The organism is Mucilaginibacter sp. NFX135 (genome assembly GCF_048565145.1).
Classification (GTDB): Bacteria; Bacteroidota; Bacteroidia; order Sphingobacteriales; family Sphingobacteriaceae; genus Mucilaginibacter.
The window spans coordinates 2,287,770-2,301,510 of the sequence record NZ_CP183412.1 but is presented as its reverse complement, the minus strand read 5'-3'; the positions used below and the strand labels follow the sequence as shown (position 1 = coordinate 2,301,510).

General features: G+C 45.4%; 13 protein-coding genes. 7 read left to right on the top strand and 6 right to left on the bottom strand.

Annotation, left to right across the window (positions count from 1 at the left end):
* The first annotated feature begins 37 nt into the window (after nt 1–37).
* From katG to ACNURT_RS09915, 5 genes are all read left to right on the top strand, one after another.
* Nucleotides 38–2,296 (top strand): catalase/peroxidase HPI, encoded by a 2,259-nt coding sequence (gene katG / locus ACNURT_RS09935; RefSeq protein ID WP_419701612.1) that lies wholly within the window; start codon nt 38–40, stop codon nt 2,294–2,296.
* 496 nt (nt 2,297–2,792) lie between these two features.
* Nucleotides 2,793–3,134: a YciI family protein gene (locus ACNURT_RS09930; protein WP_370994615.1), complete on the top strand. Its 342-nt coding sequence runs from the start codon at nt 2,793–2,795 to the stop codon at nt 3,132–3,134.
* 237 nt (nt 3,135–3,371) lie between these two features.
* Nucleotides 3,372–4,259, top strand: a complete 888-nt coding sequence (locus tag ACNURT_RS09925; protein WP_419701611.1) for a helix-turn-helix domain-containing protein — start codon at nt 3,372–3,374, stop codon at nt 4,257–4,259.
* A gap of 88 nt (nt 4,260–4,347) precedes the next feature.
* On the top strand, nt 4,348–5,388 hold the full coding sequence (locus tag ACNURT_RS09920; protein WP_419701610.1) for an NAD(P)-dependent alcohol dehydrogenase: 1,041 nt from the start codon (nt 4,348–4,350) through the stop codon (nt 5,386–5,388).
* Nucleotides 5,389–6,005: 617 nt separating this feature from the next.
* On the top strand, nt 6,006–6,821 hold the full coding sequence (locus tag ACNURT_RS09915; RefSeq protein WP_370994618.1) for a DUF6597 domain-containing transcriptional factor: 816 nt from the start codon (nt 6,006–6,008) through the stop codon (nt 6,819–6,821).
* 237 nt (nt 6,822–7,058) lie between these two features.
* Here the strand turns inward: ACNURT_RS09915 and ACNURT_RS09910 are convergent, their stop codons facing one another.
* Together ACNURT_RS09910 and ACNURT_RS09905 are read right to left on the bottom strand one after the other, a co-directional pair.
* Nucleotides 7,059–7,412 (bottom strand): YybH family protein, encoded by a 354-nt coding sequence (locus tag ACNURT_RS09910; protein ID WP_419701609.1) that lies wholly within the window; start codon nt 7,410–7,412, stop codon nt 7,059–7,061.
* Nucleotides 7,413–7,448: 36 nt separating this feature from the next.
* A complete protein-coding gene (locus ACNURT_RS09905) occupies nt 7,449–8,636 on the bottom strand; it encodes an MFS transporter (RefSeq protein ID WP_419701608.1) in 1,188 nt (395 codons plus the stop codon).
* Between the two features lie 238 nt (nt 8,637–8,874).
* On the opposite strand from ACNURT_RS09905, the gene ACNURT_RS09900 reads away from it, so the two are divergent.
* Both ACNURT_RS09900 and ACNURT_RS09895 read left to right on the top strand, forming a co-directional pair.
* Entirely contained in the window at nt 8,875–9,285 is a 411-nt protein-coding gene (locus tag ACNURT_RS09900; protein WP_419701607.1) for a cupin domain-containing protein, read from the top strand.
* 174 nt (nt 9,286–9,459) lie between these two features.
* A complete protein-coding gene (locus tag ACNURT_RS09895; protein ID WP_419701606.1) occupies nt 9,460–10,506 on the top strand; it encodes a YncE family protein in 1,047 nt (348 codons plus the stop codon).
* A gap of 21 nt (nt 10,507–10,527) precedes the next feature.
* Here the strand turns inward: ACNURT_RS09895 and ACNURT_RS09890 are convergent, their stop codons facing one another.
* The 4 genes from ACNURT_RS09890 to ACNURT_RS09875 form a co-directional block, all read right to left on the bottom strand.
* Nucleotides 10,528–10,947, bottom strand: coding sequence for a DUF1003 domain-containing protein (locus ACNURT_RS09890; protein ID WP_419701605.1), 420 nt, complete (start codon nt 10,945–10,947; stop codon nt 10,528–10,530).
* Nucleotides 10,948–11,027: 80 nt separating this feature from the next.
* Nucleotides 11,028–11,996, bottom strand: a complete 969-nt coding sequence (locus tag ACNURT_RS09885; protein ID WP_419701604.1) for a zinc-binding alcohol dehydrogenase family protein — start codon at nt 11,994–11,996, stop codon at nt 11,028–11,030.
* A 114-nt stretch (nt 11,997–12,110) separates the two neighbouring features.
* Nucleotides 12,111–12,695 carry a Crp/Fnr family transcriptional regulator gene (locus tag ACNURT_RS09880; protein ID WP_419701603.1) on the bottom strand — a complete coding sequence of 195 codons (585 nt, stop codon included), beginning with the start codon at nt 12,693–12,695 and terminating at the stop codon, nt 12,111–12,113.
* Between the two features lie 133 nt (nt 12,696–12,828).
* Entirely contained in the window at nt 12,829–13,506 is a 678-nt protein-coding gene (locus tag ACNURT_RS09875) for a hypothetical protein (protein WP_419701602.1), read from the bottom strand.
* Nucleotides 13,507–13,741: the final 235 nt, after the last annotated feature.

The window sequence follows — 13,741 nt, the reverse complement described above, 5'->3', positions numbered from 1 at the left end:
CTCTTGAAATTAAATCCGATACCATAAACTTATAAAAATGGAAAACGAATCAAATGACATCAGTAAATGCCCCTTTCATAATGGCAGCATGAAGAATAATGTTGGTGGCGGCGGCACCAGGAACCATAATTGGTGGCCCAATCAGTTAAAACTGAATATCCTCCGTCAGCACTCTTCGTTATCAAACCCCATGGGTGAAGACTTTAATTATGCCGAAGCCTTTAAAAGCCTCGACCTGGAAGCAGTGAAAAAAGACCTTCATGCCCTGATGACCGACTCTCAGGATTGGTGGCCGGCAGATTTTGGTCATTACGGTGGTTTGTTTATCCGTATGGCATGGCACAGTGCCGGAACCTATCGCGTAGGCGACGGGCGTGGAGGCGCTGGCGCTGGTCTGCAGCGTTTTGCACCATTGAACAGCTGGCCCGATAATGTGAGCCTGGATAAAGCCCGCAGGTTGCTTTGGCCTATCAAACAAAAATATGGCCGCAAAATTTCATGGGCCGATCTGTTGATCCTGACTGGCAATATAGCGCTGGAATCAATGGGCTTTAAAACTTTTGGCTTTGCCGGTGGTCGTGAAGACGCATGGGAGGCAGATGAATCAGTATACTGGGGTGCCGAAACTACCTGGCTGGGCGGCGACCTGCGCTATGCACATGGTTCTCCTGGCGTACAGGAAGGTCATGGCGTGTTGGTGACAGACGAGGATGCCGATGGCGATGTCCACTCCCGCAACCTCGAAAAGCCGCTTGCAGCCGTACAGATGGGATTGATCTATGTAAATCCAGAAGGCCCCGATGGTAATCCCGACCCCGTTGCTGCCGCCAAAGACATCCGCGATACCTTTGGTCGCATGGCCATGAATGATGAGGAAACGGTTGCGCTGATAGCCGGTGGCCACAGCTTTGGCAAAACCCATGGCGCTGCCTCTGCCGACAATGTAGGCAAAGAACCGGAAGCCGCAGGCATCGAACAGCAGGGCTTTGGCTGGAGCAACAGCTATGGCTCTGGTAAAGGCGCCGATACCATTACCAGCGGACTGGAAGTAATATGGACCAAAACGCCAACCAAATGGAGCAATGACTTTTTTGAGAACCTGTTTGGCTTTGAATGGCAACTAACAAAAAGCCCAGCCGGCGCACACCAATGGGTAGCTAAAGACGCAGAAGATATTATTCCTGATGCTTATGATAGCTCTAAAAAACATAAGCCTGCCATGTTGACCACCGATCTTGCCTTAAGGTTTGATCCCGCTTACGAAAAAATATCAAGGCGCTTTCTGGAAAATCCGGATCAATTTGCCGATGCTTTCGCGCGTGCATGGTACAAGTTAACACATCGCGATATGGGTCCCCGCGAACGTTACCTGGGTCCGGATGTACCACAGGAAGAACTGCTTTGGCAGGATCCTATCCCAGCGGTTGATCACCCATTGGTAACTGATAGTGATGTTGCCGCTTTGAAAGCGAAAATACTGGCATCGGGCTTAAGCATATCCGAACTGGTTTCTACAGCATGGGCCTCAGCCTCTACTTTCCGTGGTTCTGATAAGCGCGGTGGTGCCAATGGTGCCCGTATTCGCCTGGCTCCGCAAAAATACTGGCAGGTGAACAACCCGGCGCAATTGCAAAATGTATTAGGCGTGCTGGAGGGTATTCAAAAGGAATTTAACGCGGGTGGTAAAAAAGTTTCGCTGGCCGACTTAATCGTACTGGCCGGTAATGCAGGGATTGAGAAAGCAGCTAAAGATGGTGGTCATACCATCACCGTTCCTTTTAAACCGGGCCGTATGGATGCTTCGCAGGAACAAACCGATGTAGAATCGTTCGGTTACCTGGAGCCTGCTGCCGATGGTTTCCGCAATTATCGTAAAACCAAAGCCGCGGTATCTACCGAAGAATTACTGATAGATAAAGCGCACCTGCTTACGCTTACCGCACCCGAGCTAACCGTATTATTAGGTGGCTTGCGTGTATTGAATATTAACTTTGATGGCTCTAAACATGGCGTTTTCACCTCACGTGCAGGGCAGCTTACCAATGATTTCTTTGTAAACCTGCTGGATATGGGCACCGCATGGAAGGCCGCATCTGCAGATAAGGAAATTTATGAAGGCAGCAACCGCACTACCGGCGAAGTAAAATGGACTGCCACCCGTGCCGACCTGGTATTTGGCTCCAACTCAGAACTGAGAGCCGTTGCCGAGCTATATGCCAGCTCCGACGCTCAGGACAAATTTATAAATGACTTTGTAGCTGCCTGGAATAAAGTAATGAATCTGGACAGGTTTTAATCTGGTCTGATTATCTTTACAGATGGCTTTATGGGCATCGCTTACAACTGAATAAAGTTGTGGGCGGTGCCTTTGTTATAAATAGAGGTCTGTAGGTATAAGATGCAGCAGAAAGAGCAACAGTAAGAATCAGAGGAAAACTTTGTGCCCATGTACATGCTATTACGCATACACATGGGCAGGTTTTAAATTAGCCCTTTTTAAAATATCTGCTTTTAATAAAGGACGTGAACAGGATACCTGCCACACTACAGGTAACCAGAAGATAAACGATCAGGATGTGTTTCGGCATTTGGGTTTATAATTTTCATAAATGTAACGGGTATAATACAATAGATGCAAGTGTTTTGAAAAATAATCTTTTAACCCGATGGGATAAAAAGTCAGCTAAATGTCATTTACCAGTCTGTTTAATGTCATTATTGTCGATCATTACTACCGCTATTCGTTGTATTTATACAGGTTTCATTTTATAATTGTAAAATTATAAGCTATCATGAAAAATTACATCGTATTGTTCAGAGAACCGGATGGCCGTGTTGATGAACATCCGGCCGAAGCCATTAAACAACACCAGGAAAACTGGGCTGCCTGGTTCAAGCAATGGGGTGCGGCGGGCAAACTGGCCGGCGGCAGCGGGTTAACCCTGGAAGGCCGCATCATTAAAGAAAATGGCAGTATTGTAACAGATATTCACCGCGTGGGTACCGAAATAATAGGAGGCTACCTTCTGCTCAAAGCAGACAATATAGATGAGGCTACACAGATAGCTGCCTCCTGCCCTATTTATGAGTTTGGCGGCTACGCCGAAGTGCGCGAATTGCAAAATCAATCGTAACGTAAAGTCATGCCACAGAGCCGACTCACCGATCTGCGCTTCGCTGGACCACCCCCTCTGCGGCTTTGCCGCAAAGAGGGTAAAGAAAAAAAGAATTAAAACCCCCTCTATGCGCGAAGCGGAGAGAGGGGTGACGAGCGCAGCGATGTCGGGGTGAGTCGACATGACCTTTCATGGGGCATTACCCGCCATTGAGCGTTGCCCCATTTCTTTTCTTTGAAATGTTTAACTTTGGATATGCCAACGTCTGAGTTAACCCAAAACAATTTTTATAATCACGACACCATCACCAGCGAAGCTGTTCAGTTTAGGGTTGCAGAAATTTGCCAATCCAGCTGCGATCTGAGCGCCTATAACCGCCGCGATTTTTACAAGATTACCCTGTGGCTGGGCGGCAGCAGTCAATTGAACTATGCCAACAGAGCTATCGTCATCAATAAACCCGTCCTGGTGTTTACCAATCCGCTGGTACCTTATGCCTGGGACTGCGACCATGCACACAGTACCGGATATTTCTGTCTTTTTACGGATGAGTTTTTACAAACCGGTAACCGCACAGAAAGCCTGGAAGAATCAACCCTGTTTAAACCCGGTGGCGACCCGGTATATTTCCTTGATGAAACCCAGGTACAGTACCTCCAAAGTATCTTTCAACGCATGCTGCAGGAATTTGACAGTGAGTATACTTACCGGTATGAGCTGCTGCGCAATCACCTCAACCTCATCATCCACGAAGCGATTAAAATGCAGCCGGCCATAGCCTATTTTACACCACAAAACGCCGCGTCGCGCATAGCCAACCTGTTTTTAGGTTTGCTCGAAAAACAATTCCCGGTGGAGTCGCCCAGGTATATGCTGGCGTTAAAAAAAGCAGGGGACTATGCCGATAAGCTATCTGTACATGTAAACCATTTAAATGCAGCAGTACGGGAAATAACCGGCCGGTCGACCACCGCGCATATTAACGACAGGATTTTGAACGAGGCCAAATCATTATTAACGCATACCGACTGGAGCGTTGCCGACATCGCGCGCAGCCTGGGATTTGATTACGCATCTTATTTTAATAATTTTTTTAAAAAACATACCGGACTCACGCCTATGGCTTTGCGCAAAACTCTTTGAAAAGTATAATTATTACTTTGAAACCTTTAACAGGCGTTCAGGGCTTCCGTTTTAACTTTGTTTAACGAAAACATAAAAGCAACATATTATGATACAAGCAAAAGCGTATGCCGCTCAAACGCCGGAAACTGACCTGGCGCCATGGGATTTTGAACGCCGTGAAGTAGGGCCGCATGATGTACAGATAGAAATACAATATTGCGGTGTATGTCACTCCGATCTGCACCAGATCAAAAACGATTGGTTTCCGGGGATATTCCCAATGGTGCCGGGCCACGAAATTGTGGGCAAAGTGGTTAAAGTAGGCGATCACGTTAAAAAATTCAAAGTAGATGATCTTGCCGGTGTTGGCTGTTTGGTTGACTCCTGTCAGGTTTGCGAAAACTGTAAAGATGGTTTGGAACAATATTGTTTAGAAGGCAATACCCAAACCTATAACAACAAAGACCGCAGCGGAATACCTACCTATGGCGGTTACTCCAACACCATTGTGGTTCGGGAAGAATTTGTACTGCACATTTCTGATAAATTACCGCTGGCGGCAACTGCTCCACTACTTTGCGCCGGTATTACTACCTACTCGCCATTACGCCACTGGAAAGTGGGCAAAGGCCATAAATTAGCCGTTTTAGGTTTAGGCGGCCTTGGCCACATGGGCGTTAAATTTGGCGCGGCTTTTGGTGCCGAAGTAACTGTACTGAGCACATCACCATCAAAAGAAGCAGAAGCTAAAGCATTGGGCGCACACCATTTTGTGGTTACTTCTAATCCTGAGCAATTAAAAGCAGTAAAAGGATCTTTTGATTTTATCCTGGATACCGTTTCGGCAGAGCATGATATGAACCTGTACCTGTCGTTATTAAGAACAAACGGCACATTGATTGGCGTAGGTGTACCATCGCAACCTTACTCCATTCACCCATTCTCATTACTGGCTGGTCGTAAAAGCATGGCAGGTTCCGGTATCGGCGGTATCCCCGAAACTCAGGAAATGCTTGATTTCTGCGCCGAACATAATATCGTTTCTGACATTGAACTGATCGATATCAAAGACATCACCGCGTCATACGAGCGCATGCTAAAAGGCGACGTACGTTACCGCTTTGTGATTGATATAGCAACCTTGTAATTAGTGAATTATTGATTTAGTGAATTATTGAATTTCTTTCAACGTCGGCAGGTAAACATTTTAATTATTGATTCATTGATTAAAACATATGGTAACACTGTAATTGATTAACTATAACTAAACTAAAACAAAAAGCGCCTTTCTGGTTTTCCAGGGGCGCTTTTTGTTTTAGTGAATTACTGATTTAGTGAATTAGTGATTAAACAATACGTTCTTCTTCTCCGTCAGCAGATAAGCTTCAGGTGAAAGCGGGCAGAACGATGATGGGTGGTGCGGCAGGGAAGGGCATAGCAAGTTTTGCAGAAGAGGCGGAATTGAGGGTGCGAAGCAGGGCAAATAATTGCAGCCCGTGGTTCTGTCCGGTTTGCAGGGTAAAGGCCTTGTGTGGCAAAGAAGCATTTCTGGTGACAAGCCCTTTGGTTACTTTGTGGCTACAAAGTAACTGGCCCTCCCGCGGCCAAGAGCGGGTATGCGCCATGCCTACTGAAGAATAGATCCTTCGCTCCCCTCAGGATGACAAATCCGATCGTTTCCACTATCTTCAAAAAAGAAGATTTTCGCATAAACATCTGATAAAGAATATATTTATATTTGCATATCACCTGCTTGAAACCATAATGAACTACCGTCAGTTATCACCGCCTGACTATCTAAAAAATCACATCCGCTTTTTCTGGACACTGGAAAGCGATGATTCGGCTGTGTTTACACGTTCCTTCAGAACCATGGCCGAAGGCTGTCCGGGCCTGATCTTTCAGTCGCCGGATAAAGGACCTATGTACCAGTTTGATAAAAAGCTGCCCCATATTTTCATCTACGGGCAATCAACCCGCCACGCCGACATCCAGTTTGGCACCGTTTTCAGTACCATTGGCGTTTGTTTTTTTCCCAACGCGCTCAAAGCCATATTCGGGTTTGATGCCAATGAACTCACCGACGATTGTACCTGCCTTGACCTGATAGCCCGCTCTGACGGCGTTTTACTATCGGAACAGCTACTGGAGACTGATTCGCTGGCCGATCGTATAGAAGTATTGTGCGCCTATCTGTTTTTTAAGCTGCAAAGAAATACCCGGTATGAAGATGAGGCCATGCAATTTGCCATAACACGTATTGTACAATCAAAAGGAAATATCTCCCTCAAAGAGTTGCAAGATTATCTGCAGCTTTCGGAACGGAGTTTTGAACGCAGGTTTAAGCAATATGTAGGTATCTCACCTAAATTGTATTCCCGGATCTCCCGGTTCCAGGCTGTGCTCAACCAGATCCGCCTTGGCCAGCACAACCGCCTTACCGATCTGGCCTATGAAAACGACTATGCCGATCAATCGCACTTTATACGCTCATTTAAAGAATTTGCCGGCTGTTCGCCCCTGCAATATCAAAAGCAATCCATGCGGCAGGTGGAGAATTTTTATGAGAAAGTAGTGTAAGCACCAAAGGTGTTCAGAATAATCAAAATAAAAACTATATATGGGGTTTGGCTAAAGCCTCCAAGTATTTTTATTATCCGTCCCATAAATGGACGGCAATGAATATAAAAAAGTTGATTCGTCCTTCATTGCCGCTGGTTTTAACCAACGAGCTATAATTAAACAATTACAGGCTTTAGCCAAACCACCATCTTCCGAATCCATAATGAAAGCATCTTGTATTTTACAGATCGGCGCTTATTTCACCTGCCCATAATAAGCTTTTACCAGCGTAGCTTTACCATAGCTGTCCAAAACGGCTACATCGGCTACCATAGCTCCTGTTTCCCGTTTGTAAATAATGGTGATGCCATCCGTTCCGCTCAATACCTCAATAAACTCAAAATACAGGTTTGGGGCCAGTTCCAGGCCTTTTAAAAAATGTGCCTTTAGATTTTCTTTCCCGCTAATCTTTCCATCAGCAATGCCCCAGCGTTTGGTAACGGTGAGTGAATAAAATACAATATCATTGGTGTAGTGCGTCATGATCCGATCAATGTCCCGTTTATTCCAGGCATCTATCCAATCCAGCGCTATGGCTTGCGTATCCATTTGGTTTATTTATGATATATAAATATACGGTTTTAGTTATTCAAAGAATACTTCCTCAACCTCCTTTGGCGACTGGTTGGTCTTAATCCTGCCGTCGTTTATTTTAAAGATCAGGCCGGCAAATAAAATACATACCCCTATGATACCCAATGCCACCGGCAGGGTAAGCAGTTGCGCTATAAAGCCGATAAGCGCCGGGCCGGCCAGTATACCCGCATAAGCCATAGAAGTAACCACCGGGAGCGCGTAAGCCGGCGCAAGCCCTGGCATATTACCAGCCGTTGAAAACAAAATGGGGATGATATTGGCGCAACCCAGACCTACCATCAGAAAACCCACCAGGGCCAAACTCACATACGGAAAACAAACAGCAAGGATCAATCCCACCGAAGCGATGATGCTGCCCCATATCACCACCTTCAGTCTCCCCACGGCGGCGATAACGCTGTCGCCTGTCAAACGCATTATAGCCATGGCTACCGAGAACATGGCATAACCTACGCCCGCAAATTCGATACTTAAATGCCGGTTTGCGGTTAAAAAAACAGCGCTCCAATCCAACATGGCTCCTTCGGCCAGGGCCGATATAAAGCAGATAGCACCCAGGATCAGCAATGCGGCCGATGGCAGCGTAAAACCTTTGCGGGCTTTCTCCGGTGTTTTTGCCGGATCATCACTCATTAAGCTGGAGAACTGCGAATAAGTAATGAGCACCAGTAAAATAGATATAAAGATGATGGTAGTCATGGCATCCAGGCCCGCTTTAAGCAGTAAGCCAAAACCCAGCGAGCCAACCAAACCACCTATACTATATAAACCATGAAATGACGACATGATATGTTTTCCGTATGATTGCTGCACTTTGATGGCTTGCGCGTTCATGGCCACATTAATACCCCCGGTTGATGCCCCGAAGATGAGCAGGCATATACTCATTTGATAGGTATGATCCAGGATCAACAACAAAGGCAATATGGCCGCGATCAAAGTACCCGAAACCACGATAACCCGTTTACTCCCAAAGAGGGTAACCAGTTTGCCAGTAAGCGGCATGGTGATCATAGCGCCTACGCCAAAAAACAAGAGTAAAAGCCCCAGGCTGCCATTATCCAGCCCGAGTCTGGTTTTAGCTAATGGTACCAGCGGCGCCCAGCTGGCTACACCTAAGCCGCAAACTAAAAACATTAACGAATTGGCTATTCTGGCTTTTCTAAGATTGCTCATCATTCAAATTTTTAAAGGTGATTGATTTAACACTGCAATATTATGCAATTAAAAGCAAATAATTGCATTTAATGTGCAATATTTTGCAATTATTTTAAAAAAGCAACTTAGTTACTACAAGCCCGTTCAAACCGGAGAATGACTAATCCGGCTTTCTCATTGTCCATTTGCCCTATTTAATGGTTGAATGGAGACTGTACTAAGCACACCTTTGTATCAATAAACAAAAATTCAAACCATGGAAACGAAAAAAGACATCTTTGCCGGTATCATTATTATAGTTGCACTGGCTTTATTAACTATCTCAACCTCCGCCCCGGCACAGCAGCAGGGGGTTAAGCGTAACGATCTGCAGCGCCATGATCTCAGTATTCCGGGACACGAGACCGTACAGGCACGCATCGACTTTGAACCGGGAGCCCTGGCCGTTAAACACAAACACCCCGGCGAAGAGATCATTTATGTACTGGAAGGTTTACTGGAATACCATGTAGCTGATAAACCACCCGTAACCCTCAAGGCCGGCGATGTATTGTTTATCCCTGCCGGTACGGCCCATTCAGCCAAAAACGTGGGCACCGGTAACGCGAAAGAATTGGCCACCTATGTGGTTGAAAAAGGAAAGCCGCTTGTGGTGCCGGTTAACTAAGAACATGCTTTTAGTCTCCTCTGCTCCTTTAGGCTTCAAACCTACAGGAACAGGGATTTTGTGCTTATGGCCGAATTTAGCGGGATAATCGCCTCAACTTAAAACATAATATTGCCTAAATTGGTCTACATATAAATAAACGAATGATCATCTGTTCCTTCAATCTGTAAGCTAATGAAAAAAGCAGCGCACAACCCGATCTCTAAAACCGTAAAATTGAGCCTGATCAAATTATTTATGGTAAGCTTTTTATGCCTACCTTTAGTTTTTGCTGCGACAGGATGTGCCGCGCAATCTACCCCGGCTCGTTCCCTGCTGGCACTTTCCAAAAGCGATCATATTCTGGCCATAATTGATCCGGTTAGCCTCAAAGTGCTCGCACGCATCCCGGTGGGATCTGATCCGCATGAGGTTATCGCTTCGGCGGATGGAAAAACAGCTTATATTTCCATCTATGGCGGCGGGAGCCTTCATGAGCTCAGTGTGATCGATCTGATGGCGCAAAAGCCCCTGCCCTCCCTGGATACCAGGCCGCTCATGGGGCCGCATGGCTTAGCTTTTGCCAATGGTAAGGTATGGTTCTCGGCAGAGGGCTCCAAAGCGGTTGGAAGTTATGATCCGGCAAGCGCCAAATTCGATTGGGCCATGGGAACCGGTCAGGACAGAACGCACATGATCTATGTAACCCGCGATGGGAAAAAGGCTTATACCACCAACGTTAACGCGGCAACGGTGAGCATTTTGGAGGACAACGCTACAGGCCCGGCCTATCATGAATGGGTACAAACCGTTATCCCGGTGGCCAAAGGCTCTGAGGGCTTTGATGTATCGCCCAATGGCCGTGAACTATGGACCGCTGGTGCCGCCGACGGAGCTATTTCTATCATCGACTTGACTACCAAAAAGTTAACCGGCACAATCGACGCGAAGGCTGTAGGCGCAAACCGGCTCCAGTTTACGCCCGATGGCAAGCGGGTGCTGGTGAGCAGCCTCAGAACCGGCGATCTGTTCGTTTATGATGCCGCATCGCATAAAGAGTTAAAGCGCATCAACACCGGCCATGGCGCCGCGGGTATCCTGATAGACGACGACGGGTCACGTGCCTTTATTGGCTGCACCGGCGATAACTACGTAGCGGTAATAGATCTCAAAACCTTAACCGTAACCGGACATATTGATATACGCGGAGCCGATGGCCTGGCCTGGGCGGTTAGGCCGTAAGTTCGTACTCGCGCCAATTACTCAACTATTTTTATCCAATTTTTCCAACAGGGCCAGAATCTTGTCGAGCTTATCTGCTTCTATGGCATTCAGGCGCAGCTGTAATTCCTCAATTTCCTTTTTGGCCTCCACATTGGTACGGAAATCCTCATTGGCCTGGGCGCGGTCGCGTTCATTCTGACGGTTTTGGGCCATCATAATGATCGGCGCGGCATAGGCTGCCTGGGTAGAAAACAACAGGTTTAATAAAATATAAGGATATGGATCCCAGTGACCGACAAGAGCCACAACGTTTAGCAACATCCACACGGCCACAATGATGGTTTGAATGATGATAAATCGCCATGACCCCATGCCGCTTGCCACAGAATCAGCCAGGCGTTGCCCGAAGGCAAGCGATTCTGTATGCCTTTGATACCAATTTTTTTTACCGTTTGCCATTTTTAAGGGGTTAAGCTTTTAATGATAAATATAAAAAATTAATTGGCTGAGCCATCTCTCCTTATAGCTCCCGCAAGTGCTTATATTTCTACTACTATTTTCCCCTTAGCCTGGTTACTTTCCATATAAGTATGCGCCGCTACGATCTCATTTAGTTTAAATACTTTATCAATGTTTAAATTGATCTCGCCTTTGGCCACTGTATTGATAAAATCCTGCAGCAGATCCTGATTTAAATTGCCCGCATCGCCACCATAAATCGTTAACCGGCCTAAAGAAGGAATATCCCCCATTGGTGTAAACTCCTTCATCGTCCACTCGTTACCTAATATCCCGGTCATACAAACCGTACCTTTTTCCCGGATACATTTCAGTGAATCTTTGAGTGTTACCGTACCAATGAGCTCGAGCACCTTATCAACACCCTGCGGAAACAAGCTTTTTAGTTTGCCGTTAATCCCACCGTTGTCAATTAAAACATAGTCGGCGCCATTTGCTTTCAGATGCTGTTCTTTATCAGGGTTTCGGGTGGTGGCAATCACTGTTAATCCATAGTGTTTGGCTAACTGGCAGGCCAGCATCCCGATAGATGACGTTCCGCCACGAATTAATAGTGTTTCGCCTTTTTGAACTTCCAAAGCCTGGGTAAGCGATCCGGATACCGTCTGGAACATCTCAGGTATAGCCCCCAATACATTCCAGGGCAGATCGCTTTCAAAAGGAAAAGTAATTTCCAAAGGAACCGCGGCATATTCGGCATAGCCTCCGTCAAAATCACGACCCATACCGCCCATCAACGCGGCTACTTTCTGTCCTTTTTTATAGGTTCCGGAAGCATCTTCTTCCACTTCGCCTACACATTCGATGCCCTGTATCCTGGGGAACTTTACATTTGGCGAATGTCCCTGTCTCGTAAATATCTCCGACCGGTTGATGCCAAACGCTTTTATCCTGATCAGGATCCAGCCTGGTTTCACTTCGGGTTTTGGTTTCTCCTGTATTTCTATTACGTCGGGGTTACCCGCTTTAGGGGTTACTGCTGCTTTCATGGTGCTGATTATTTTCAACTGCTTATTGTTTAATAACAGTGCAAAAATGATGCAATAAGAAAGGAGTCACCTACAAACAAGTTTAAGAAATACCCTTAATGTAGTTTAAGGGTGTTACTTTTTGGCGATGTTATTACGGATCTTGCTTAAAAATTCGGGCGTTATACCCAGATAGGAGGCAATTTGTGTATTGGGGATCCGGTTTGCAAGCCGGGGGTATTGTTCTAAAAAGCTTTGATATCTTTCTTCTGCTGTGGAACTGATGTTTTGCAATATCCTGTTCTCCAGATCAATCACCTTATTCTCCATGATCACCCGGAAGTTACGGTCGAACTTGGGGAAGTTGCTGTACAGATGAAACAAATTCAATCTTTCTATCTGCAAAATCACCGAAGGCTCCATAGCCTCAATATAAAGCCGACTGGGTTTATTGGAATAAAAGCTGCCTATCTCCGCTATCCATTCATTTTCTGAGGCGAATTGAATAATATGATCGGTCCCGTTTTTATCAACCCCATACATCTTAAAACAGCCGGAAATTACAAAGGTGAAATACTTGCAAACATCCCCTTCCTGCAAAATAAATTGCCGGCGCTTAATGTTTCGTTCCACTGCACGATGGCTCAATTCCTTTTTTTCTACATCATCAAGCGGAAGATAATTTTCAAAATGAGTAAAAAGTTGATTTAATGACTGCATGCTTATTCTTCGATAGAACCCGTTCCGGTATAAACGGAAGCTAAATCTATAAATAAACTTCAATAAAAAGACTGCGCCAACGCAAGTGCCCTGTGATTATGATGCAGGACACTTGTTGCAGCAGGGTAAACAACTACGGTTTGGATGGCGCTGCAAGAAACACCCTTTCTCGGTTTTTAAGCGACGAAACAGCATCAAAGTTTATGGATCCCGAAACCAGGTCCTTATCATAAGCAACCCTGCCCTGCCCTTCGTTGATGAATACGCCAGTTCCGTTTTTGTTGTCGATATTGATGATACCGTAAGTAACGTTTTTTAAATCTGTACCATCTTTTGTTCCGGACAGTAGTATCCCGAAATAAGCAAATTTACTTTTATCAGCAGAAACAGACTTTACCTTTCCATAAACAGTAAAATTATTGCCGCTACCGGAGATAGCTGTAGTGATACTGGTATCCGCAGCATTAAGGAAAAACTTTCCGACTAATTTTATTCCAAAGTCCTTGGTGCTTTGTTCAAAGAATTTTACGCTGGCATCATGAAAGCTTTTACCAGGATAATCGGTTTTGATATTACTGTTTTTCAATATTAATGGCGCGATACTAAAAGCGCCCTCCACATTGGGCGGCGTTGTACCCTGATTTACCGTCAGGCCCAATTTTGCCAGGGTATCAATGTATTGCTGAGGTAGGATGTCAGAGATTTTCTTATTTAAAATATCTTGTGGGCTTGGGTTTACTTTATCACTTTTTGAACAGGAAACTATCATCACAGCAGATAGTAAATACAACAGAACTAATAAATTTTTCATAGGTAAATGAGTTATGATATTAATGTACTTTCAGGGGAGTTCAAAAGTATATAGCTTCCAACTATGTATCTATACCTACATTTTGGTATTTATTTATACCGGTTCTTAAGTGAATTATAGTGAATTACTCTATAGCAAAAAATCTTCTGCCGTATACCGCTGAGATTGGTACACCGCAAAAGATTCTCCGGTTGATTCAAAGTAACTACCTGAATGGCAGGCAAAAATATTTAGG